Below are 24,407 nucleotides of genomic sequence, written 5' to 3'. Positions count from 1 at the left end.
TCATGTTACATTATGTATATTAATACTAAGATATTGTATATAAATTCATTGGAGGGATATAAAATGAACAAAAAAGTAGTTTTAGCATATTCGGGCGGGTTAGATACATCAGTTGCAATTACATGGTTAAAAGATGAGGGGTATGATGTTGTAGCAGTTTGTCTGGATGTTGGAGAAGGTAAAGATCTAGCATTCGTGAAAAACAAAGCACTTGAGGTTGGCGCGATTGAAAGTTATATGATCGATGCAAGAGAAGAATTTGCTAATGAATATGCTTTGATCTCACTTCAAGCACATACATGGTATGAAAATAAATATCCATTAGTTTCTGCTTTATCTCGTCCACTGATCTCTAAAAAATTAGTAGAAATTGCAGAACAAACTGGAGCAACTGCAGTTGCACATGGTTGTACAGGTAAAGGGAATGACCAAGTACGTTTTGAGGTTTCTATTAAAGCTTTAAATCCAAATTTAGAAGTAATTGCACCAGTTCGTGAGTGGAGCTGGAGTCGTGAAGAAGAAATTGCTTATGCAAAAGAAAAAAATATTCCGATTCCGATTAATTTAGATAGCCCATTCTCTATCGATCAAAACCTTTGGGGTCGTGCAAATGAATGTGGTATTTTGGAAGATCCCTGGGCTGCTCCACCTGAAGAGGCTTATGATTTAACAGTTTCTTTAGAAAATGCACCAAACACTGCCGATGTAATTGAAATTGAATTTTTAAAAGGAGTACCTACTTCCATAGATGGAGTAGAATATCCATTACATGAATTAATATTAAAATTAAATGAATTGGCTGGAAAACATGGTGTTGGACGTATTGATCACGTTGAAAATCGTTTAGTTGGTATTAAATCACGTGAAGTATATGAAATTCCTGGTGCGCATACCTTACTTCTAGCACATAAAGAATTAGAAGATATAACATTAGTAAAAGAGTTGGCACACTTTAAACCAGTAATGGAGAAAAAGTTAACGGAACTTATATATGAAGGGCTTTGGTTCTCTCCACTTAGAACTGCGCTTGAGGCATTCTTGAAGGAAACACAGCAATATGTTAACGGAACAGTGCGTGTAAAGTTATTTAAAGGGCATGCTATTGTAGAAGGGCGTAAATCCCCTAATTCTCTATACAATGAGAAATTAGCAACGTATACAAAGGATGATGAATTTAATCATGCTTCTGCTGTAGGATTTATCGAGTTATGGGGTCTACCAACAAAAGTTCACGCAATGGTGAATAAGGGAGCAGAGAAGGTGGAAGTATGACAAAACTATGGGGAGGCAGATTTCAAAAATCTGCCGAACAATGGGTCGATGAATTTGGAGCATCAATTGGGTTCGACCAAACTTTAGTTTTAGAAGATTTAGATGGAAGTATTGCACATGTTCAAATGCTAGGGGACTGCGATATACTTCCACCTGATGATGTTCAAAGTATTTTAGGTGGCCTAGTTCAATTAAAAAAACTTGCTGTTGAAAACAAATTAGAGTTCACAGTTGCCAATGAAGATATTCATTTGAATCTAGAAAAAATGCTCATCGATTTAATCGGACCTGTTGGTGGTAAGCTGCACACGGGGCGTAGTCGTAACGATCAAGTAGCGACTGATATGCATCTATTTTTGAAAAATAGAGTAGTTGAAATAATTGAGCTGATCGAGCTTTTCCAACAAACACTAATAGCGCAAGCTGAAACACATGTGGAAACACTTGCACCAGGCTATACTCATTTACAAAGAGCACAACCAATTTCATTTGCCCACCATTTAATGGCTTACTTCTGGATGCTAGAACGTGACAAAGATCGTTTTAAAGATTCTATGAAGCGTATCGACATTTCACCGCTTGGAGCAGGTGCTCTCGCAGGGACAACCTTTCCAATAGATCGCAAAATAGCCGCTGATTATCTCGGTTTTGTGAATGTTTATGCAAATAGTATGGATGCCGTAAGTGATCGAGACTTCATCGTAGAATTTTTAAGTAATTCTTCTATGCTGATGGCTCATTTATCTCGATTTGCTGAAGAAATTATTTTATGGTCTAGCTCTGAATTTAACTTTATTGAACTAGATGATGCTTTTTCGACTGGTTCAAGTATTATGCCTCAAAAGAAAAATCCAGACATGGCGGAGCTAATACGTGGGAAAACAGGTCGTGTTTATGGAAATCTGATGGGGTTACTAACGGTGATTAAGGGACTTCCACTTGCTTACAACAAAGATATGCAAGAGGACAAAGAGGGTATGTTCGATACTGTACATACAATCGTTGGATCATTGAAAATTTTTGAAGGCATGGTTCGTACGATGGATGTTCATACAGACAGACTGCACGATACTGTCCACAAAGACTTTTCAAACGCAACAGAACTTGCTGATTATTTAGCTGCAAAAGGTCTTCCATTCCGTGAAGCACATGAGGTAACTGGGAAATTAGTGTTCCTATGCATTCAACGTAATTATTTCTTACTGGATCTACCGCTTGAAGATCTTCAGCAGGCAAGCAGTCTGATTGAGTCGGATATATACGATGTATTATCACCGCTAGCTGCGGTTAGAAGACGAAATTCACTTGGAGGAACTGGGTTCGATCAAGTAAAAATCCAAATTTCAGAAGCAAAGACGCGACTAGCATAACAAAACCTGTAGACACTCGTATGATTACGAATCTGTCTACAGGTTTTTTTTATACTTTTTCTAGTTTTTTTTTTCAATAGTTGAGCAAATAATCTAAATATATTATACAATTTATTGACATTTTGAAATTATATATTTATAGTTAAATGTAAGGGCTTACAATTTATTATTATCAACTAAAACGTTTTTGAAGAATGCTCAGAAGGAATTCTCCATAAAAACGTTTTTTTTTCTATAATACTAAAACGTTTTCGTAACGTTTTACATGTGCTTTCGGAAAGGGGATTTTAAGTCACATGATAAAGTATTCACATGGTAAAGGAGACCTTGAGAATTGGCTTGTTTCGGAAGAGGAATTCCAACCAGATACGCTTGGGAAAAGTGAAGCAATTATGTACCTTGGTAATGGTTATATGGGATTGCGCTCTGCCACTGAAGAACCGTACATGAAAGAAACTAGAAATTTATTTGTCGGAGGTACTTTTAATAAAGCTGGAGAAAATGAAGTAACAGAATTGCCAAACATAGCTGATGTAACGAGGTTTGATATTCGAGTAGATGGTGATCAATTCAGCCTTGAATTTGGAAAAACAAAGGATTACATAAAACAATTAAATTTAAAAACAGCAGAGTTGAGAAGATATTTTGTCTGGACATCTCCAAGAGGAAAAGTACTACAGTTTGAATTTAAACGATTTGTATCTCTAGATAATTTACATCTAATTAGCATGAAAATGTTTGTTAAAAGCTTAACAGAACCTGTTAAAATTTCTTTTGATACTGGAATTGATGCACAAATGAATAACTCAGGCTCGCAGCATTTTCTAGAAGGTGAACGGAGAATATTTGATAAAAAGGATATTCAGCTAGTCCAAACAACTAATGAGTCTAAAATAGATGTGGTGATCAATTCTACTCACAGAATTACTATCAATGATGAACAAAGAATTGCTGATCCTGAAATGAACATGTCTCGTAGAAAAGTATGGCTTACCTATGATATTAATCTTCGGCCAAACGATAGGTTAGAAGTGGAAAAGCTAACAACAGTGTATACAAGTCGTGATAAGGATTTAGATATTACTGAATATACTACTAGGCAGCTTCGAGAAAAATCATTAAATGATGCACGAAACTGTGCCATGAAAGGATACGATTCACTCCTTCATTCACATACAGAAGCTTGGAATAATAGCATATGGAATGCATACAAATTAGAGATTAATAGCGATAATCCATATGATCAACTTGCATTGCGATTCTCTCTATATCATTTAACGATTATGGCTCCTGCACATGATGAGCGAATGGGAATTGCAGCAAAAGGATTGAGTGGAGAAGGTTATAAAGGGCATTCATTTTGGGATACAGAAATCTTCATACTTCCATTTTTCATTTTTTCCAATCCAGCAGTTGCAAAATCCCTATTAACTTACCGCTACAACGGTTTAACAGGAGCTAGAAAAAAGGCAAGGGAAAACGGATATAGCGGCGCAATGTTTCCTTGGGAGGCGGCTTGGCCCTCTGACGGAGAAGTAACTCCGAAACTAGGAGACATTGATATTGTTACAGGGGAACAAACGAAAATTTGGTCAGGAATCATTGAACAACATATTTCTGCTGACATCGCGTTTGCAATTTACCAATACTTTAATGTCACTGCTGATCATGAATTTATGGACCATTATGGATATGAAATAATTTTTGATACCGCAAGTTTTTGGGCAAGTCGGCTTGAGTGGGATGCAGGTAAGCAAGAATACCATATAAATAAAGTTATAGGTCCTGATGAGTATAAGGAGCATGTAAACAACAATGCTTTTACGAATTACATGGCTTTTTTTAACCTGAAACTAGCAATACGTTATTATGAAGCGTTAATGAAAGAAAACCCAAGACTAATAGAAGTATTGAATAACAAATTAGATTTGAAAACAGCTTATCCAATTTGGCAATCAAAAGCAAAAAAAATCTATTTGCCACAGCCAAGTGAAGAGGATTTGGTAATTCCTCAGGATGATACTTATTTAAAGCTTAAAGAAATTGATCTTACGAAATATAAAAATCAAGAAAAATTAAGAACAATATATCGTGATTATAATCCAGAACAAATTAATACCCTTCAGGTTACGAAGCAAGCAGATATATTACTCTTATTTTACCTGTTAAACCAAACTTTTTTACGGGAAGATATGCAGCTATCAAATGCTATAAAAGAGGCTAACTTTTATTATTACGAACCGAAAACATTACATGATTCTTCGTTAAGCTTGGCAACACATTCCATTTTAGCAAATGATATCGGTGACGCAGATTTAGCTTATTCTCTTTTCAGGAAATCTACAGAAGTCGATTTAGGACCCCAAATGAACACATCAGATGATGGTATACACGCAGCATCCATGGGCGGTATTTGGAAAGCAGCTATTTTCGGCTTTGCTGGTATTAGACTCGTAGATGGGAAACTTACGATAAATCCGAAATTACCAAAGCAGTGGCACCATATGAAGTTCACTATTCAGTGGAAAGGTCAGCCAATCACATTATTCTTAACAAAAACTACTTTATCTGTAAAAGTAGAAAACAAGAAAAAAATAGAATTTGAGATTCAGGATCAAATCTATGCGTGTGATGATGAAATAAATATAGAGTATGAAAACAAAAATAGGTAGTTATAAAATGAACTTTCATTTTATTTACTATAGAATTTCAAATCGTAGGGGGAGGAATTTAAATGAAGTTCCAAAAAAGAACGTGGAGTAGTCTATTTATAATCGCTTTGCTATTACTATTAAGTGCTTGTAGTGGCAGTGATGAAGGTTCAACAGGAAAAGAAAATAATGGTGATAGTGATGAAGCTTCTACCCAAAAAATTACTATCTTCCAAAGTAAAGTAGAAATATCCGATCAATTAGAAGCACTTGCGAAGGAATATACTACTGAAACTGGCGTTGAAGTGGAAGTATGGGGAACAACAGGTGATGATTACTTTGAACAGCTACAAATTCGTTTGAATAGTGATCAAGGTCCATCCATATTCAGCCTTCAAAATGTAACGGAAGCTGAAAAAATGAAATCTTATGTAGCTGATTTGTCTTCTGAAGAATATGCAAAAGACATTGCTCCAGGAATGGAATTAAAAGTAGATGACCAAATCGTAGGAGTTCCTTATGGAGTAGAAGGATTTGGATTAGTTTATAACAAAGATTTAGTGAAACCAGAAGATGTTGCGGATTATAAATCTTTTGTGAGCACATTAGAAAAACTTAAAGCGGAAGATATTACTGGACTTGGCCTTTCAAAAGAAGCTTATTTCTTAATTGGTCATATTAGTAACTATCCATTTTCTTTGCAAAGCGATCACTATGAATTCATCGATAACCTAACAAGTGGTGATGTAACAATGGCAAAAACGAAAGAGTTCCAAGAGTTCGGTAAATTTATGGAAGCTATAAAAGCCAATACACCAAGTCCTTTAGATGTGACATACGATAAAGAAGTGGGTGACTTTGCAGCTGGAAAATCAGCAATGATTCATCAAGGTAACTGGGCTTATGGGATGCTTGCAGATTTTGATGTAGATTTTGAGGTTGGCATGCTTCCATTCCCATTAAATGGTACGGATAAATTAGCAGTTGGTGTAGGAAATAACTGGGCAGTCAATGGGAAAAAGGATGAAGCAGAAACGAAAGCAGCAAAAGACTTCTTAAATTGGATGTTTACAAGTGAAACAGGTCACCGATACATTGTAGAGGAATTTGGATTTGTTCCTGCGCTTACAACTATCGAAGCAAATGACTTAGATCCACTATCACAAGACGTATTAAATGCTTCCAATAGTGGTCAAACAATTCCTTGGGCACAAAATTATTACCCAGCTAATATTGTTCCGAACGATTTTGCTCCAAAAGCAGAAGAATTCTTTTTATCAAAAGATATGACTGGTGAAGAATTTATAGAAAATTTAGATGATGCTTGGAAAAACGCTGTAAAATAGTTTAAATTCACTAGGAAGATAGTTTAATAAAGGCTGGGCACACCATTTTAGGGTGTCCAGTACTTACCTATTCGATCCATTTATAAACTATTAGAAAGGAGTGTTTTACATGCAAAATAAAATTAATAAAGGGTGGTATTTATTATTTACTGCACCGTTATTTATTATTTTTTTGACAGTAGTAGTTATTCCATTCGTAATTGGAATATATTATTCCTTTTTTAAGTGGGATGGTATTGCAGCTAATCCAAAGGTGTTTGTTGGCTTTGATAATTTTATCAAGTTATTTGGTGATACACGTTTTCTTGAATCTACATGGAAGACAACTTTATTTACCATATTAGCGGTTATCTCCGTAAATATAGTTGGACTTGTTTTTGCTCTCTTGGTGACATCAAAACTTAGAACATCCAATGCTGCACGTACTATGGTATTTATGCCTTATTTGATAGGTGGATTAATATTAGGTTATATTTGGCAGTTTATCTTCTTAGATGTTTTTACATTGATCGGCGAAGTAACTGGTCTTGAAAATGTCTTTTTTAATTGGCTTATCGATATGGATTTTGCCTTATATGCTTTAGTTTTCGTTTTTACTTGGCAAATGGCAGGATATATTATGATTATTTATATCGCAGGAATACATAGTATACCTAACGATGTAATGGAGGCATCTATGATTGATGGTGCGAGTTGGTGGCAAAGGTTAAAAAATATTACATTTCCTCTGTTAATGCCTGCGTTTACAATTAGCTTGTTTTTAACGCTTTCATCAGCATTTAAAATCTACGATGTTAACCTTTCTTTAACGGGTGGAGGACCTGCAAATTCCACTGAAATGTTTGCGATGAACATTTATAACGAAATCTTTGGATATGGTAATTATGGATATGGTCAGGCTAAGGCAATTATTTTCTTCTTAATAGTAGCTGCAATAACACTGACACAAGTTTATATCACGAAAAAGAGGGAGGTAGAATTGTAATGAAAAAGTTTTATAAAATTATAAAAGAGCTTTTACTCCTCATTGCTGCACTATTCTTTCTATCTCCCATCTATATAATTATTGTCAACTCATTTAAAGATCGACAGGAATTATATGAAAATGTTTTAGCACTTCCTAAAGAATTCAGTTTCCAATACTATATAGAAGCGATGGAAAAAATGAACTTTTTGAATGCCCTTGCTAATTCATTATATATAACTATACTCTCTGTTCTAATTATTGTTGTATTATCCTCTATGACTGCTTGGATGCTAGCAAGAACGGATAATAAGTTAAGTAAAATTATTTTCATGATTTTCATAGCAACCATGCTTATTCCCTTCCAAACATTAATGATGCCTTTAATGCAATTCATGAGCACTATAACTAATACGTTACATATTCCAATGATTAATACTCGTGAAGGCTTAATATTTATGCATATTGGTTTTAGTTCTAGTATTTCCGTCTTCCTGTACCATGGATTTGTTAAGTCTATACCAATTACATTAGAGGAAGCAGCTACAATTGACGGTGCATCGAAGTTTGGGGTTTTCTGGAGAATTATTTTTCCAATTCTAAAACCAATCACAGTTACAGTAATGATTTTAAACGTTATTAATATATGGAATGATTACCTACTACCTTCTTTAACACTTACTGATAAGGGACTTCGAACAATCCCACTATCTACTTTTTATTTCTTTGGAGAATTTACGATTCAGTGGAACTTAGCAATGGCTGGCTTGATGCTGACGATCATTCCTGTTGTAATTTTCTATGTTCTTGCACAAAAACATATTATTAAAGGTATTGGGGAAGGGGCTGTAAAATAAAGTCTATTTCTGTGGGAGGTAAGTAAATGCAAGGATTCTCAGGTTTTACAGGAGCATTGTACAGTACAACCGAATGGATTATGCGATTTTCTGTTGTTAATATTTTGTGGATGATTATCAATCTTCCTATTGCGGTTATTCTATTAAGTTTGTACGTTAATAGTTTCAGTATGGAGTTTGTACTTTACTATGTGCCTTTAATACTTCTAGTCCCTATATTATTTGTCCCAAGTACGATGGGATTATTTGCGATGGCTCGTGATTGGGTGTTGAAGATAGATCATCCATCACTTATGAGAGCGTATTTTTCGCATATGATATCTAATTACAAAAAGAGTGTTTTAGTTGGTCTAATGTTGACCTTTATATGGCTTATTTGGATAATGGATTTTTATTTTTTTACTGATGAAAACGATTTATTGCTTATGGTATTTTCGATTGTGGGACTTGTGTTATTTGTCTTTACGATTAACTTTTTTTCATTGAATGTGCATTTTCAGATGAACATTCGAGAATTGTTAAAGAATACGTTTTTTGTAACGATTGGAAGTCCGCTATTATTTTTTGTAATCCTACTTAGTAATTCATTTTTGTTTTACTTAAGTGCTACAAAGCTTATTGTTTTTTTTCTATTTTTTATAGGTTCTCTAAGTGCCTATTTCTCTTTTGCTATATTCTATAGATTTTCATTGAAGATGCAAGAAAAAGCTATCATTAATAAAAGTACTTAAGTATTTTAGAGTCTTAGACAGTTAGCTCTCCGTAGAATGAAGGTTTACACAATAAATTTAGGAAGTGATTTATAGAAGTGACTACTATAAAAGATGTTGCAAAAGAAGCTGGAGTTTCAGTAAGTATTGTTTCAAAAGCCTTTAATAATTATACGGACGTTAATGAAAAAACAAGACAAAGAATTTTCGAGATTGCCAACCAGATGGGCTATACGCCAAATATAGTAGCGAAAAACTTATCATCCAAAAAGCAAATGACTATTGGATTGATTTCATCTGGTGTTCTTAACAATAGTGAAAAAGATAATAATGCATTTAATATATTCAAAGGAGTATATACAGCCGTGTCGTCTAGTCAGTTTGAATTGTCCATCTACTTAATAGATTCACAGCGTCAGAAGAAAAAGAGCTATGCTCAGTATTGTCGAGAACGAAATATTGGCGGTGCACTCTTACAGGGAATACGTATTGACGATCCATACTATATGGAGTTAATTGATACAAATATACCTTGTGTTGTTCTCGATATTATTCCTGAAACGAATAATGGGCTAGTTGGAAGTGTTTCAATTGATAACGTAAAAGCTAGCAAAGAAATTGCCTTGTATTTAATTGAACGAAATCATCGAGATATTGCTGTGGTGGCAGGAAGAAAAAAAACTTATGTAAATTCAGAGCGGATTAAAGGAGTTACAGAAGCTTTTAAGGATAATGACATAGAGCTAAATACTGAGGAGATTATGTATGCTGATTTTTCGGAGCAAGTAGCATATGAATTAGCAAAAGAATATTTGAAAACAAAGCGTCCTACTGCTTTTCTTTGTTTTAGCGATCTAATGGCATTTGGAGTCATGAAGGCAGTAAAGGAAATTGGTTTGAATATTCCAGGGGATATATCTATTACTGGATTTGACAATTTAGTATTTAGTAGTTATACAGATCCACAACTCACAACAATAGGTCAAGATTTTTTTGAAATCGGGAAAGTAGCAGCGCAATTACTGCAAGACTTAATGGAAAATAAACTGGATCAGAAGCATGTAAATGTGGAACATCGATTAATAGAACGGGGAAGTGTCAAGACAATTTAGCTTTAGTTAAAGCTTTCCCATTCCATCTAATAATTTTCGAAGAAAGGAAAGGATATAAATGACTCAGTACCCAAAAGCCTTTATATATGATTTGGACGGTGTTATTACGGATACAGCAGAATTTCACTATTTAGCATGGAAAAAACTTGCAGAGGAGCTTGGTATCTCATTTGATAGACAATTTAATGAGCGACTAAAAGGAATTAGCCGCATGGAGTCTCTTGAGCTAATTCTACAATTGAATCCTTCTTTGTTAAAGATGAGTAATGAGGAAAAAGTAAGATTAGCCAGTAAAAAAAATGAATTCTATTTAGAATTAGCAGAATCAATAAATGAAGAAAACGTTTTACCAGGAATTGAAGATTTACTAAAAAACAATAAAGAACAAAATATTAAAATTGCTCTTGGTTCAGCAAGTGAAAATGCAAAAAATGTAGTAGAAAAACTAGGACTCATTAGTTACTTTGATTATATTGTAGATGCATCGAAGGTTTCTAAGGGAAAGCCTGATCCTGAAACGTTCACAACTGCAGCTGATTACTTAGGTATCCCATATGAGGAGTGCATTGGAATTGAAGATGCAGCAGCTGGCATAGAAGCCATTAACAAAGCGAATATGTTCTCGGTTGGTGTTGGTTCACTAGAACATTTATCTCAGGCAGACTACTTAGTTGAAGATACTTCTAAGTTAGATTTTAAAGAAATAATGAATAAATACAGCGAAAAAAATAGCTGAGGTGAAATTTAATGACCTGGAAACTAACTAAATCAGAAATAGATAACCAAAGTCTTCTGCTAGATGAAAGTCTTTTGTCCATAGGGAATGGTTATCTAGGTGTTAGAGGAAATTTTGAAGAGGGATATAAAAGTGCATATAGCTCTATTCGAGGTACATATATTAATGCTTTTCATGATGAAACGGAGATTAGCTATGGTGAGAAACTCCATGCATTTCCAGATATACAGCAGAAAATCTTAAATGTCATTGATGCACAAACGATAAATATTTATTTGGATGATGAGCAATTTTCGTTATTTGATGGGGAAATAGTACAATTAGAACGAAATTTGCATATGGATGCGGGTTATGCCGAGCGAATTGTACATTGGAAATCTGCTAAAGGCAAGGAAGTCAAAATTCATTTTAAAAGACTTATTTCGTTAGTTACGAAAGAATTATTTGCGATAGAAGTCAAAATAGTGCCAATAAGCAATATTCAACTAGTTAAAATTGTTTCTATAGTCGATGGTAACGTCTCCAACTTTGTAGATAAAAACGATCCTAGAGTTGCTTCTGGCCACGCTACAAGACTTCATGTAGCAGAAATTCGAAAGGAAGAAAATTATAGTATTGTGAAAAATATTACGTATGCAACAAAGCTAGAAGTTGCTTGTGTTTCCTCTTCTATGATTGATAAAAATGAATACGAGTATTCGAGTAAATTAACAGAAAGTAGTGTCGAAGAGACCTATTTATGTAACGGAAATGAGCCTATTCAATTTACAAAATATAATGTGTATACAGACACATTAAGACATGGGGATGCTATTATTGATGAAGCGCTGGCTATTCAACAACAGTTAAAAGGGACATCTTTTGAAGGTCTTTTATTAAAACAAAAAGAGTACTTAAATAAGTTTTGGAGTACAGCTGATGTGAAAATCAATGGAGATGCTTCCCTTCAGGAGGGAATTCGTTTTAACCTTTATCAACTTTTACAATCAGTTGGAAAAGACCCGGTAAGTAATATTGCTGCAAAAGGTTTATCAGGAGAGGGATATGAGGGACATTATTTTTGGGATACTGAAATTTATATATTCCCAGTCTTCTTAATGACGAATCCGGAAATTGCCAAAAATTTATTAATACAAAGATATTCTATTTTGGATAGTGCTAGAGAAAGAGCGAAGGAAATGGGACATAAAAAAGGCGCGTTATTTCCGTGGAGAACCATCACGGGACCTGAAAGTTCTGCATTCTTCCCAGCAGGTACAGCACAGTATCATATAAGTGCAGATATAGCCTATAGTTATATTCAGTATTATTTAGTAACAGTGGATGAAGCATTTTTAAGAGATTATATGGCGGAAATTCTTTTTGAAACTGCTCGTCTATGGATTGATGTAGGGCATATGAAAAATAGACTTTTTAGAATTGATAGTGTAACGGGACCTGACGAATATACATGTATTGTAAATAATAATTACTACACAAATGTCATGGCAAAACATAATTTGCTATGGGCTGTTAAGGCATATAATCTTTTGAAGGTAAAGAATAGCGATTTACTGAACCAATTAAGCGATAAATTAAATTTATCTGAACTAGAAGTAAGTGAATGGACAGACGCTGGCGAGAAAATGTACCTTCCATACGATGAAAAGCACAAAATCAATGCACAGGATGATAGTTTTTTACAAAAGGATCGTTGGGATTTAGAAAATACGCCAAAAGATAAATTCCCACTTTTACTGAATTATCATCCATTAACCCTTTATAGATATCAAGTATGCAAACAAGCTGATACAGTACTTGCTCATTTTTTATTGGAAGATGAACAGGATTTTGAAACGATGAATAATTCGTATAATTACTATGAACAAATTACAACTCATGATTCTTCCCTGTCTTCTTGTATATTTAGTGTGATGGCTTCCAAATTAGGTGATAAAGAGAAAGCTTATGAATATTTTAGAAAAACAGCGCGATTAGATTTGGAAAATACACATGGCAATACAAAGGACGGGCTTCATATGGCGAATATGGGGGGGACTTGGCTTGCAATTGTTTATGGTTTTGCTGGCTTAAGAGTGAAAGAGAGCGGTCTTTCATTGACACCTTCTCTTCCTGAACATTGGGATTCACTTGAGTTTAACTTGCAATATCAAAATAGAACATTAACTATCAAAATGGAAAGAAGTACAGTAACCTATTCGCTAATAGAAGGAGATAGTATATCCATTTCACATAAGGGAGAGATTATTGACCTTGAAATAGGTGAAAATATGAAGTTGGCGGTATAAAAAAGAAGCCTTAGTTGTGATATAAAGCATAAATTTTCCTTTTGGAAAGTTTATGCTTTAATTTTTTAGTGGTAAACATATGCTCTCAATTTTGAGTGAAAATCATTTGCTTAATTAAAATGGTCACAAACCATAAAAAAAGTAATTCACAAACAATAAAGAACTCTGTGTTATGTTTTGTCCTTCTTCCTTCGTAAATTTATACGAAGAGCAATTGTTTTGTCTACTCAATACGAGAGTTGAATAAAGTAAACATGATTGTATTGAAAAATATTAAATTTTTCACTTCACATACCTAACTATTCGCATGATATTAACGGTTGGCTTCGGGGCTTTGGGATGTAAAAACAAGTGTATTAAAGAGTTGTAAAGTTGTCCGTAATCACCCATTAATAGCAAAAACAATTCCTGTACATGGCCATGTTATGGATCCAACAACAGGACTTCTAGATCTTATATCAGATGGGAATGCATATATCGAATAACGGAATCATTCGTAATGGAAAAAGACTGTCCAGAAAAAAATACATCTGGACAGCCTTTTACATTTAAATGTTCTTTATGATTTGTTAATTTTTTTGTAGGAAATCTTCGGTGGATTCTACAGCGCAATACATACCGTTAAGCGCACCGACAAACGCATAATGAACTTGTTCAGCTGGAACGACCTTACCTTCATAAGACAAGTCTCGTGTTGCACATGCATCTTCAATAAGTGTAGTTTCATAGCCAAGATCCACTGCAGCTCTTACTGTGGCATCAATACACATATGTGTCATCATACCTGTAACCACTACCTTAGTTATTCCTTTTTCTTTTAATTTGCTTTCTAATTCAGTCTTTAAAAAGCTGTTAGGGAAATGTTTGATAATAATGCTTTCATTTTCCAATGGTTGAACAGTTTCATGTATTTCAGCTCCCTCCGTATCCGGAAGGAAGAATCCTAATGCTGGGTCAGCCGCGATATGTTGAACATGAAAAATGTTATCTTTGTTATTCTGTCTAAACCATTCAAGTACTTTGGCAGCATTAGCGGTTGCTATTTCAGGTTTGCTTAATTCCATCTTTCCATTTGGAAAATAGTCATTTTGAATATCTACAATAATAAGAGCTGTGCTCATTTTTCTCCACCTCATTCAAAGTATTTTGTTACACTATAATTCTAGAACGTTTAATAGTTTTTATCGATAGGTTGACGAAACACTTTTATCTCAAAAAATTTCATGGTGAAAGGAATTTATAATGGAACTTGATAATATTGATTTTCAAATTCTTCGGTTATTATCCGAAAATTCACGTGTACAATGGAAAGACCTAGGTGAACAAATTCATATGACAGGACAAGCAGTAGGGAATCGTATAAAAAAACTGGAGGAAAATGGGGTTATTAAAGCTTACTCTCTAATAGTTGATGAGATGAAATTAGGACTTACTTATACTGCGTTTGTCATTATTTATATGAAAACAGCAAACCATGATTCGTTTATACGATTAATGAATGATCGAAAAGAGGTAGTGGAAGTTCACCGTGTATCGGGAGAAGCCTGTTACCATATAAAAATAAAAGTCAGTTCTCAAGAACAATTGAATCTTTTTTTGGATAAAATTCTTGAGTATGGGAATTATACTGTACATTTATCCATCCAGGAGATTAAACTACAGAATCCGATGACAGCTACATGACAAAAAAACGATTTACTTTTCTAGGTGCATCGTTTCTAAATTACTCGGGTGGTGCGGTTAGATTATAATAAAAAAGGCAACTTTCGGTTAGAAACTGAAAGCTGCCTTTTTGTGTTGATTTTCTAAACTCTGCATTTTCTTTTCTGTTATTTTTCTTTATTATGCTCTCCCCATTCGCACATTTCCTGGATAAGTGGCCAGAGGGTTTGTCCTTTTTTGGTAAGGCTATATTCGACCTTTGGTGGGATTTGGGGATATTCCTCACGATGAACTAAGCCATCACTCTCCATTTCCTTTAATGTGGAACTTAGGGTTCTATAGGTTATTTTTCCTATCATACGCTGAAGTTCATTATAGCGTACTGCATTATTTTTTGATAAATAGTAAATAACGAGCAGTTTCCATTTACCGTTGATAATAGAAAGTGTGTATGAGGATCAGCAATTTAGTTTTTTATATGTATCAAGAAATAATTGTGGCGTATGTCATGCTATACTGCCTCAGCTGAAGGATTTACTGAAAGAATTTCCACTAATACAGTTAGGGCATATAAATGCAGATGATGTCGAAGAAATAGCTGGGCGTCTTTCGGTTCTTACTGTACCTGCACTACTTTTATTTGTAGATGGTAAAGAAATTATAAGGGAAGCACGATTTGTTCAAATGCAATCTTTGCATAAAGTGGCGGACCGCAAGAGCTAGACTTTTTATACAAACCGGAAGAGTTTTTGAAAATCTTTGCTGAATGGCGCATTGTTCACTTTTTCATGGGAGAGGTTGTCCACCATGAAGGAGAATTCCATAATGGGGAGTCCCATGTAATCCAATTTGTTGGGCAAAAACCAGAGAAGTGAAGGTCGTAAATTGAGATTATTAGGTTGGAAAAATGATTCAAATTAGCTGAATAGCAATAAAAGACGACTCTGCAAATTTATTAGAGTCGTCTTTTTTGATACAGTACTATTTCATATCATTTAAATGAAGGAGTACCTTTTTTTAGTAGACCTATTTAAAGCCATAGTAATATGGACATTAAGCAATTTTATCTGGATTGTAGAAGAATACATTCTAACGAAACTAAACAGCCAATCACCGGTTCAATACCGTCAATTGGCTACATAATAGGGTGTTTTATTCCTGTCTCAAAAAAGATAGTCAGTGCCAAATCATGATAGTGTTCTTTATATTACTTCATCTTCAGAATCCAATCAGAGATGTACTATAAAAAGCTAATCAAAGAAGCGATTTATAGAAAGTGGGACTGGCCACTCATTATCTCGGGTCATCTGTGGGGATACAAAAGGATATACACCACACGTTTACTAAACTTCAATATACCTCCATACACTATATACTAGAGCTAGATCCTATCTCCTTTTGTGAAAAAAATTTAAAAAGCGAAAACCCTAAAAACAATAAAAAAACTATATTTCTGTTTAAAATATTTAGTAAAACACTTAAAAAAGCGTTTACATTTAGTAAAAGTCAGAATATAATGAAAATGTTATTAAAAAAGGAGGATCACCATGAAGTTAGTAAAATTTAAAGCCATTTTGTTTTTATTTATTGCAGCAATTTTGTTATTAGCAGGTTGTAGCTCATCTTCAAGTGGAGACAAACCAACAGATGGAAAAGTTAAACTTCGTTTTGCTACGTGGGATGTTGGGGAAGATGTTGACTTACAGCAAGATCTAATCGATAAATTCAATGATTCACATGAAAATATCGAAGTAGTTTTAGAAGCATATGGAAGTGAATATGACACAAAAATTACAGCTGGTATGGGTGCTAAGGATGCTCCAGATATTATGTATATGTGGAACTACCCACAATATAAAGGTGCACTAGAGCCTCTTGATTCCTATATCGAAAAAGAAGGTGCTGAGTACAAAGATAATTTCTATGAAACATTATGGAATTATAATTCAGCAGATGGGCAAATTTTAGGATTACCAGTTGGATACACGACGCATGTTGTTTACTACAATAAAGCGATTTTTGATGAAGCGGGTGTAGAATATCCAAAATCAGGTTGGACATGGGAGGATCTTCAAGAAACCGCTAAGAAAATAACAAATAAAGATTCAAAAGTAAGTGGTTTTGCTTTTTCAGGGAAACCGGATCCATACGATTTTGAAATGTTCCTTTGGGGCAATAACACATCTTATGTTGATAAAGATGGAAATTTAAAAGGAAACTTGAATTCAAAACAATCAGTAGAAGTATTTGAAATGTTCCAAAACATGGCGAAGGATGGTTATGCCATCACGACAGAAGGTTCTGGTTCAACAGAAATGAAATCTGGTAAGGTTGCGATGTTTGTATATGGTGCATGGGGTTTAACTCCATTGAAAGAAGCTGGCATTGACTATGGCGTGGTAGAATTACCGACATTTAAAGGGGGTAAAAGCGTCAGTATTTTAAGTTCTTCAGGGGTGTCAATTTCTAAAAACTCAGAATATAAAGATGAAGCATTCGAATTCGTTAAATTCTGGACTAATGAGGAAGCGAATAAGGGAAGAATTGGTTTTGAACTTCCAGTTTTAAAATCGGTTGTAGAAAGTGAACAACTCGAACAGGACCCAGTGAAAAGTGTATTCTATTCAATGCTCGAAAAGAGTGACGGATATACGCCTTCATCTTTCATTGTTGAAGATTGGAGTAAAGTATCTGAGAATCTGACACAGACGTTTGAATCTATCTTTAATCCAAGTACTTTAGAGAATCCGAAAGAGGCATTAAATAGTGCTATTGAGTAAAAATATTAATTTTTAATAAGGTAAGGCGCTTTTTAAGTGCTTTACCCTATTTTCTAATTCGATGAAGGGGTCATCTTATGCAAAATATAACGAAAAAAACGACTAGCTATCGGCTAATAAATAAGAAAGTACCCTATTTATTTATCCTGCCATGGATTATTGGGTTTTTGGTGTTCACTCTTGGGCCACTAATTTTCTCATTAATCATGAGCTTTTTTAATTGGCCGATTACAAGTGAACCAACATTTGTGGGAATCGAAAATTATAAAACAATGTTCACTCAAGATCCACAATTCTATAAATCTATTATCATTACATTTAAATTTGCTGCAATTTTTGTACCATTGAATTTAGCGATTGCTTTAATTTTAGCGCTTCTCATTACTCAACCATTAAAAGGAATGAAATTTTTCCGTACTATCTTTTATTTGCCCGCGGTTGTTTCAGGGGTTGCCATTTCTATAATTTGGGGTTGGATATTCAACTCTGAGTATGGAATTTTAAATTATATACTATCGTTAATTGGTATAGAAGGTCCAAAGTGGCTTGTAGATCCTAAATGGGCAATTTTAACAATCGTAATTGCGAGTGCCTGGGGCGTTGGAATTATGATGCTAATCTTTTATACCAATATTAAAGGAATCCCAACAGAATTATATGAGGCGGCAGCGATTGACGGTGCTGGTCCATTACGTCAGTTTTTCAGCATTACGATTCCAAGTATTACTCCGACAATTCTATTTAATGTGATTACATCTGTAATCGGAGCACTGCAGCAGCTGACGTTGGTTTTATTGTTAACCGGTGGTGGCCCGTTAAAATCAACCTATTTCTACGGAATATATGTGTATAACAACGCCTTCAAACACCATCAACTTGGTTATGCAAGTGCAAACGCATGGTTTATGTTCATCGTGGTTTTACTATTAACTTTGTTGATCTTTAAGACATCATCCACTTGGGTGTTTTATGAAAATGAAGTGAAAAAAGAAGGGAAGAAAGGAAGAAGAAAAAAATGAAGATGCCAAAAGGATTTAAAATTATCACGTTCAGCCTTCTAGGATTATTTTCACTTTACTTCATATTACCATTCGTGTGGGTAGTCCTTTCTGCATTAAAAACAGAGACTGAAGTCTTTAGTTATCCTCCAAAGATTTTTCCAGAAGTACTACAGTGGAAAAACTTCATTGATGCTTGGAATAGTCAACCATTTGGCGTCTATTTAAAGAACTCAGTCATTGTTACTGTGATGACAACTATAGGTCAGTTACTATCTTGTTCGTTGGTTGCATATGGATTTGCTAGATATAACTTCAAATACAAAAACGCTCTTTTCATCTTAATGTTAGCGACAATGATGATTCCTTGGGACGTCACTATGATACCTCTATATATGGAATTCAATATGTTAGGGTGGATTAACACATTAAAACCATTGGTTGTCCCAGCGTTTTTTGGATCAGCATACTATATATTTTTGTTGAGACAATTCCTAATGAGTATACCGAAGGATCTTGAAAATGCAGCTAGAATTGATGGGGCAAACGAATTTCAGATTTTCTTTAAAATTTTCGTGCCGATTATGAAAGCTCCACTTATCTTAATTGCAGTGCTCAATATTTTGTCAGTATGGAATGATTACCTTGGACCACTAATTTATCTTCAAGACCAATCAAAATATACATTAGCATTAGGGTTAGCGGCATTTAAAGGAGTTCATGATCTGCAGATTCTACCAATAATGTCGATTACTTTAGTCATGATCATTCCACCAGTTGTTATATTCCTAATTGCACAGAAGTATATCGTTGACGGAATCAGTGGTTCGGTTAAGTAAGAAATATAAATACCAATATATTGTTAAATGGAGGAAGATAATATGAGACGGGAAATGAAGAGGTGGGAAGATATTCACCTAACGGGAATCAATAAACTTCCTGCTCATGCCGATTTTTATAGATATGGAACGAGAGAAAATGCTCAAACATTTATAAAAGAAAATAGTATTGGCTATACATTACTGGATGGAATATGGAAATTCTTGTTTGTGGATGCACCTGAGCTGTCGCCTATAGGGTTTGAAAGAAAGGACTTCAGCATCGAAAGTTTAGATGATATGGAAGTGCCTTCAAGTTGGCAGATTAAGGGCTACGGAAATATGCACTATACAGATGTTTTGTATCCATTTGCCATCAACCCGCCGTTTGTGCCGCAGGAAAATCCGACTGGTATCTATTTTAGAGAGCTTGTTGTTGCTGATTTAACAGATAGTGAAGCGCTTATTTTAAAATTTAATGGCGTAGATTCTGCATTTGATTTATATGTGAATGGAGAGCATGTCGGTTATAGCAAAGTTTCAAGAGTGCCGTCTGAATTTGATATTACAGAATACATAAAGGTGGGCAGTAATCGTCTTACTGTTAGAGTATATCAATTTTCTGATGGGACTTATTTAGAAGACCAAGATATGTGGTGGCTCTCTGGTATTTTTAGGAGTGTTGAACTCTTTAAAATCAACAAAGAAACTCTTTGGGATGTCCATATTGAAACCCTACCCGATGAAAGTTATGAGAATTTCGCATTAAAAATTGGTGGAGAATTTTTAACAGACCAAGTAACAGATGTGGTCGCAACGCTTTATCATCATGACAAACAAGTCGACAAGTTTGACATGGAAGTGGTTGACGGGAAATTCGAAGTGAGCAGAGTCCAGGAAAAGCCACTTTTATGGAATGCCGAGGAGCCTAACCTGTATACACTTCACCTCGAGTATAGTCTGTTAGGTGAAAAGGAAATTGTGCCATTACGTATAGGTTTCCGTGCCATTGAGATTATTGATAACGAAATCCGTGTTAACGGAAAACGCGTATTCTTTAATGGTGTGAACCGCCACGACTCACATCCAAAGACAGGTAGAACAGTAAGCTACGAGGATATGCTTCAGGATATTAAAATGATGAAACAGTACAATATCAATGCTGTTCGTACAGCGCACTATCCAAATAATGATGTATTCTATGATTTATGTGATGAATATGGTCTTTATGTCATTGATGAAGCAGACCTTGAATGTCACGGTTTTGAAAATACCGGAAACTACAATTGGATTTCTGACAATGAACTATGGGAAAAACAATATGTAGATCGAGTAGTACGCATGGTAAAAAGAGACCGTAACCATCCAAGTATCATCATGTGGTCATTAGGAAATGAATCAGGTGCTGGCAGAAACTTTACGGCTATGTACAATACCATCAAAGTGATTGATACTACTAGATTAGTTCATTATGAAGGAGATAGAAATGCCTCATACAGTGATGTATACACAACAATGTACACTCGCTTAAATCGTCTTGAAGAAATTGGGAAGGATGCGGAAGGTAAAAAGCCACATATTTTATGTGAATATGGACATGCGATGGGGAATGGACCTGGCGGCTTAACGGAATATCAACAAATTATGAGAAAATATCCTAGATTGCAAGGAGGCTTTATCTGGGAATGGTGTGACCATGGAATTGAAACGGCAAACGACAATGGTGAAACCTACTATTTATACGGTGGAGATTACGGTGATTTCCCTACAAACGGCAACTTCTGTATTGATGGCCTTGTATTCCCAGATAGAACGCCGTCACCAGGTCTTTTTGAATACAAAAAAGTAATTGAACCGATTGTCACGGAGGAAGTAAACTTAGCTGAAGGGAAAATTCGTATTAACAATTTATACGATTTTAGAAACCTAAGCGGAGTGACCCTTCGCATTGAAGTAAAATCAATCGGTACACTAATCGAAGCGCAGGAAATGCAGTTGCCAAGTATCGAAGCACATGAATCGTTGTCTATTACGCTGCCGATAGATGTAGTAAAAGCTGCCCAGCACGAGGATGTTCGTATCTATTTAAGCTATCAGGAAACGGATGATACTCGCTATGCGGAAAAAGGTCATGAGATTACAAGAGAAAGCTTCTTATTAGAATCTACAAAAGTTGAAAAAGAAGTGAGGACTATCACTTCAACGGGATCTGACTTTGTCATGAAGGATGAAGGTGCTTTGTTCACAATTGAAAACGATCAGTTCGAGGCTGTTTTCTCAAATGTGTACGGCGCACTAGAATCTTTCAAATATGGAGGGGAAGTAATTATTAACAAAGGGCCAGAAGTGACCCTCTGGAGAGCGATTATCGACAATGATATGTACAAGAAGGATGACTGGGTTAATAAATACTTCCTTAAAAACACCAAAGAACAATTAGCAGATATGACTTACGAAGTGACAGCAGACTATGTGGATGTCATGATTACTAAATTTTTATCTACCGTGAACCAAGCATGGGGCTTCCATCTGACATATCACTATCGTATGACGAAAAATGGCGCCTTGAACATTGATCTACAAGGTGAAAAGCTATTACGGGGTCATGAAATTCCAGAACTGCTTCCACGCATTGGCGTAACGATGCATCTTAATGAGGATTACAACAACGTTACCTGGTATGGTCGTGGTGATTCTGAATCCTATCAGGATACAAAACGCAGTCAACCAATTGGCTTATATAATAAAACTATTCAAGAAATGCATACTGATTATGTATACCCGCAGGAAAATGGTTCACGCAGTGATACTTCCTTCTTAGCTGTAGCAAATGATGAGCAGGCATACTTGATTAATTTTAAAGAAACATATGATTTTACTATCCATGATTATGAAACAAGTGCGCTTGAAGAGGCGAAGCACCGCGGTAATATTAAGAAGTCACCATTTAACGTGTTGACGATTGATTATAAGCAAAGTGGTGTTGGAAGTAACAGTTGCGGAGAGGAACAATTACCTCCATACCGGGCTATGATTGAGGATTTCCATCTTCAAATTGAAATAAGAAAAATAGACAAGAATAGCCTAGCGGAAGAAAGTAAAATTTTTACGGTCCGTTAAATAAGTAAGCAGAGAAAACTCTGCTTCTTATTTTGTTTGACGAAAGGAGAAGCTCATGAAATTAAACATAGAAGAAATCCCTTTTTCTCGATTCGGTTCTTATTTTTGCGTATCGAAGGAAAAGGATACAAAGGAAATTTATATACGTGATGTTCATGGTGGAGACGATGCGCCATCAAAATTATTTAAATTGGATCTGTTACAGGATGGCATTGAACAAGAATTTGATATCGCCGCTTCGGAAACATACCTGCGCTTTTATTTAGTGAAGAATATAGAGAAATATGCAGAAATTATTATTTCGGAAGAAGACGAGCTTCATATTGAGGCTAACGGAGTTGAAGTTCGTTTGCAAGCTAATAAAGTGAAGTACGATACCCTTCACGAATATGAGGATGGTATGTATGAATATCATATCTATCCGAAAGAATTGAAGCTGATGATTAGTAATCTTTCGGGTATGATGTCTGTTGACGCACCTTGGAATGTGATTGGAAATGACTATATCGACATCCGTTTAAGTAATGGACACTTTGTCATTGAAAGCTATCGCACTGTGTTTAAACCGAAAGAGTATGCAAGCTTCCAAGCAGGAAAAGAAAAGGTTGAGAGGCTCTATCAGGAGTGGGTTGAAAATAATACCGAAAAAAATGAGGTATACCAAGACTCGATTGATCGTGCTGTTTATATCACTTGGTCAAGTATTGTTCACCCGGACGGAGTACTGAAAAATTATGCCATGTATATGTCAAAACTCTGGATGTATAACATCTGGTCTTGGGACAATTGCTTTAATGCCTTACATATTGGAGAGAAGTATCCAGAGCTATCTTATTCTCAGCTGAAAATTTTTATGGACATGCAGGATAAGTCTGGAGCCTATCCGGATTTTGTGAATGATAAGTTTGTGTCTTATAACTGTATTAAACCACCGGTCTTTGCATACGCCTATGAAAAATTGATGGAAATGAATGACTACTTTAAGGAAGAGAGTCGTCTAAGAGAGGTTTATGAATCAACTAAAAAAGTAACACAGTACTTTGATTTATATCGAACATATGAAGGTAGACTTCCGCATTATAAACATGGTAATGACTCTGGTTGGGATAATTCCTCATTATTCCATCGTGGAATGACCGTTGAGGCACCAGATCTAGCTAGTTTTTTAATTCGAACATATGATGTTTTATCGAAATTTGCTAATCTTCTTGGGGAAAAGAAAGAAGCAAAGCGATTTGCTGAAAAAGCAGATATACTTTTCACTCTATTAATGGCACGTCTATATGATGAAAAAGGCTTCTTTGGCCGTGTAGGTAAAGATGCTGAGAAAATTGACATCCGCTCCAGTCTGATTTTGCGTTTACCGGTTTTAATCGGATATCGCTTAGATAAAAAAATCATGGACCAACTTGTAGAGGACCTTGTAGAAAACTTTGAAACAAAATATGGATTTGCAACGGAAATGCCATCAAGTCCATTGTATAAGGAAAACGGTTATTGGCTTGGACCAATTTGGGCTCCTGTTACCTACCTTATTATTGATTCATTAAAGAGTTTTGGCTATAGCGAAATTGGAGAAAGAATTAAAGAAAAATATCTAAATCTCACGCTTGTCGGTGGTATGGCGGAAAACTTCGATCCGCATAGTGGAAAAGGGCTCGTCGATACTTCCTTTACTTGGACATCAAGTGTGTTCCTATCGTTAATCGAAGGTAAATAGGTG

At 35.2% G+C, this 24,407-nt stretch carries 18 protein-coding genes and 2 pseudogenes; 18 read left to right on the top strand and 2 right to left on the bottom strand.

Features of this window, described 5'->3' with window-relative positions:
- The first annotated feature begins 63 nt into the window (after positions 1-63).
- The 10 genes from KD050_RS01490 (at position 64) to KD050_RS01445 (ending at position 13,306) form a co-directional block, all read left to right on the top strand.
- A complete protein-coding gene (locus KD050_RS01490) occupies positions 64-1,272 on the top strand; it encodes an argininosuccinate synthase (RefSeq protein WP_211894516.1) in 1,209 nt (402 codons plus the stop codon).
- Positions 1,269-2,642: an argininosuccinate lyase gene (gene argH, locus KD050_RS01485; RefSeq protein WP_211894515.1), complete on the top strand. Its 1,374-nt coding sequence runs from the start codon at positions 1,269-1,271 to the stop codon at positions 2,640-2,642. The genes KD050_RS01490 and argH overlap by 4 nt, the downstream gene beginning before the upstream one ends.
- A gap of 296 nt (positions 2,643-2,938) precedes the next feature.
- Complete coding sequence (locus KD050_RS01480; RefSeq protein WP_211894514.1) at positions 2,939-5,314, top strand: glycoside hydrolase family 65 protein; 2,376 nt, start codon at positions 2,939-2,941, stop codon at positions 5,312-5,314.
- A 62-nt stretch (positions 5,315-5,376) separates the two neighbouring features.
- Complete coding sequence (locus KD050_RS01475) at positions 5,377-6,639, top strand: sugar ABC transporter substrate-binding protein (protein ID WP_211894513.1); 1,263 nt, start codon at positions 5,377-5,379, stop codon at positions 6,637-6,639.
- A 109-nt stretch (positions 6,640-6,748) separates the two neighbouring features.
- Positions 6,749-7,624 carry a carbohydrate ABC transporter permease gene (locus KD050_RS01470; RefSeq protein WP_211894512.1) on the top strand — a complete coding sequence of 292 codons (876 nt, stop codon included), beginning with the start codon at positions 6,749-6,751 and terminating at the stop codon, positions 7,622-7,624.
- Positions 7,624-8,460 (top strand): carbohydrate ABC transporter permease, encoded by an 837-nt coding sequence (locus KD050_RS01465; protein WP_211894511.1) that lies wholly within the window; start codon positions 7,624-7,626, stop codon positions 8,458-8,460. The genes KD050_RS01470 and KD050_RS01465 overlap by 1 nt, the downstream gene beginning before the upstream one ends.
- A gap of 26 nt (positions 8,461-8,486) precedes the next feature.
- Positions 8,487-9,191 (top strand): YesL family protein, encoded by a 705-nt coding sequence (locus KD050_RS01460; protein WP_211894510.1) that lies wholly within the window; start codon positions 8,487-8,489, stop codon positions 9,189-9,191.
- 77 nt (positions 9,192-9,268) lie between these two features.
- Entirely contained in the window at positions 9,269-10,282 is a 1,014-nt protein-coding gene (locus KD050_RS01455) for a LacI family DNA-binding transcriptional regulator (protein WP_211894509.1), read from the top strand.
- 58 nt (positions 10,283-10,340) lie between these two features.
- Entirely contained in the window at positions 10,341-11,018 is a 678-nt protein-coding gene (gene pgmB, locus KD050_RS01450; RefSeq protein ID WP_211894508.1) for a beta-phosphoglucomutase, read from the top strand.
- Positions 11,019-11,029: 11 nt separating this feature from the next.
- Positions 11,030-13,306 (top strand): glycoside hydrolase family 65 protein, encoded by a 2,277-nt coding sequence (locus KD050_RS01445; RefSeq protein WP_211894507.1) that lies wholly within the window; start codon positions 11,030-11,032, stop codon positions 13,304-13,306.
- Positions 13,307-13,875: 569 nt separating this feature from the next.
- Here the strand turns inward: KD050_RS01445 and KD050_RS01440 are convergent.
- Complete coding sequence (locus KD050_RS01440; protein WP_211894506.1) at positions 13,876-14,427, bottom strand: cysteine hydrolase family protein; 552 nt, start codon at positions 14,425-14,427, stop codon at positions 13,876-13,878.
- A gap of 121 nt (positions 14,428-14,548) precedes the next feature.
- Between KD050_RS01440 and KD050_RS01435 the strand changes: the two genes are divergently transcribed.
- Positions 14,549-14,989: an Lrp/AsnC family transcriptional regulator gene (locus KD050_RS01435; RefSeq protein WP_211894505.1), complete on the top strand. Its 441-nt coding sequence runs from the start codon at positions 14,549-14,551 to the stop codon at positions 14,987-14,989.
- 146 nt (positions 14,990-15,135) lie between these two features.
- Here the strand turns inward: KD050_RS01435 and KD050_RS01430 are convergent.
- A pseudogene (locus KD050_RS01430) lies at positions 15,136-15,420 on the bottom strand (winged helix-turn-helix transcriptional regulator); the annotation flags it as partial.
- On the opposite strand from KD050_RS01430, the gene KD050_RS01425 reads away from it, so the two are divergent.
- The 7 genes and pseudogenes from KD050_RS01425 to KD050_RS01400 all read left to right on the top strand — a co-directional run bounded on the left by KD050_RS01425 (position 15,401) and on the right by KD050_RS01400 (position 24,404).
- Complete coding sequence (locus KD050_RS01425; RefSeq protein ID WP_235753896.1) at positions 15,401-15,691, top strand: thioredoxin family protein; 291 nt, start codon at positions 15,401-15,403, stop codon at positions 15,689-15,691. The pseudogene KD050_RS01430 and the gene KD050_RS01425 sit on opposite strands and share 20 nt — an antisense overlap.
- A pseudogene (locus KD050_RS21215) lies at positions 15,670-15,843 on the top strand (SAM-dependent methyltransferase); the annotation flags it as partial. The gene KD050_RS01425 and the pseudogene KD050_RS21215, both read left to right, overlap by 22 nt.
- 672 nt (positions 15,844-16,515) lie before the next feature.
- The gene (locus KD050_RS01420; RefSeq protein WP_211894504.1) at positions 16,516-17,748 is read left to right on the top strand and encodes an ABC transporter substrate-binding protein; all 1,233 of its coding nucleotides are present in this window, start codon (positions 16,516-16,518) and stop codon (positions 17,746-17,748) included.
- Positions 17,749-17,825: 77 nt separating this feature from the next.
- A complete protein-coding gene (locus tag KD050_RS01415) occupies positions 17,826-18,767 on the top strand; it encodes a carbohydrate ABC transporter permease (protein WP_211894503.1) in 942 nt (313 codons plus the stop codon).
- Positions 18,764-19,585 (top strand): carbohydrate ABC transporter permease, encoded by an 822-nt coding sequence (locus KD050_RS01410; RefSeq protein WP_211894502.1) that lies wholly within the window; start codon positions 18,764-18,766, stop codon positions 19,583-19,585. The genes KD050_RS01415 and KD050_RS01410 overlap by 4 nt, the downstream gene beginning before the upstream one ends.
- 42 nt (positions 19,586-19,627) lie before the next feature.
- Positions 19,628-22,684, top strand: coding sequence for a glycoside hydrolase family 2 TIM barrel-domain containing protein (locus KD050_RS01405; protein WP_211894501.1), 3,057 nt, complete (start codon positions 19,628-19,630; stop codon positions 22,682-22,684).
- A 55-nt stretch (positions 22,685-22,739) separates the two neighbouring features.
- Complete coding sequence (locus tag KD050_RS01400; protein WP_211894500.1) at positions 22,740-24,404, top strand: amylo-alpha-1,6-glucosidase; 1,665 nt, start codon at positions 22,740-22,742, stop codon at positions 24,402-24,404.
- The last annotated feature ends 3 nt before the right edge of the window (positions 24,405-24,407 follow it).

The sequence above is a fragment of the Psychrobacillus sp. INOP01 genome (assembly GCF_018140925.1).
Taxonomy (GTDB): domain Bacteria; phylum Bacillota; class Bacilli; order Bacillales_A; family Planococcaceae; genus Psychrobacillus.
Note: the sequence above shows the minus strand (reverse complement) of the source record. Positions and strands in the feature narration are given on the sequence as shown.

Excerpts from the sequence above, each read along its gene's own strand:
- pgmB (WP_211894508.1), top strand. The coding sequence starts at position 10,341 with ATGACTCAGTACCCAAAAGCCTTTATATATGATTTGGACGGTGTTATT.
- KD050_RS01490 (WP_211894516.1), top strand. The coding sequence starts at position 64 with ATGAACAAAAAAGTAGTTTTAGCATATTCGGGCGGGTTAGATACATCA.
- KD050_RS01410 (WP_211894502.1), top strand. The coding sequence starts at position 18,764 with ATGAAGATGCCAAAAGGATTTAAAATTATCACGTTCAGCCTTCTAGGA.
- KD050_RS01405 (WP_211894501.1), top strand. The coding sequence starts at position 19,628 with ATGAGACGGGAAATGAAGAGGTGGGAAGATATTCACCTAACGGGAATC.
- argH (WP_211894515.1), top strand. The coding sequence starts at position 1,269 with ATGACAAAACTATGGGGAGGCAGATTTCAAAAATCTGCCGAACAATGG.
- KD050_RS01415 (WP_211894503.1), top strand. The coding sequence starts at position 17,826 with ATGCAAAATATAACGAAAAAAACGACTAGCTATCGGCTAATAAATAAG.
- KD050_RS01480 (WP_211894514.1), top strand. The coding sequence starts at position 2,939 with ATGATAAAGTATTCACATGGTAAAGGAGACCTTGAGAATTGGCTTGTT.
- KD050_RS01460 (WP_211894510.1), top strand. The coding sequence starts at position 8,487 with ATGCAAGGATTCTCAGGTTTTACAGGAGCATTGTACAGTACAACCGAA.
- KD050_RS01465 (WP_211894511.1), top strand. The coding sequence starts at position 7,624 with ATGAAAAAGTTTTATAAAATTATAAAAGAGCTTTTACTCCTCATTGCT.
- KD050_RS01400 (WP_211894500.1), top strand. The coding sequence starts at position 22,740 with ATGAAATTAAACATAGAAGAAATCCCTTTTTCTCGATTCGGTTCTTAT.
- KD050_RS01445 (WP_211894507.1), top strand. The coding sequence starts at position 11,030 with ATGACCTGGAAACTAACTAAATCAGAAATAGATAACCAAAGTCTTCTG.
- KD050_RS01420 (WP_211894504.1), top strand. The coding sequence starts at position 16,516 with ATGAAGTTAGTAAAATTTAAAGCCATTTTGTTTTTATTTATTGCAGCA.
- KD050_RS01440 (WP_211894506.1), bottom strand. The coding sequence starts at position 14,427 with ATGAGCACAGCTCTTATTATTGTAGATATTCAAAATGACTATTTTCCA.
- KD050_RS01435 (WP_211894505.1), top strand. The coding sequence starts at position 14,549 with ATGGAACTTGATAATATTGATTTTCAAATTCTTCGGTTATTATCCGAA.
- KD050_RS01475 (WP_211894513.1), top strand. The coding sequence starts at position 5,377 with ATGAAGTTCCAAAAAAGAACGTGGAGTAGTCTATTTATAATCGCTTTG.
- KD050_RS01470 (WP_211894512.1), top strand. The coding sequence starts at position 6,749 with ATGCAAAATAAAATTAATAAAGGGTGGTATTTATTATTTACTGCACCG.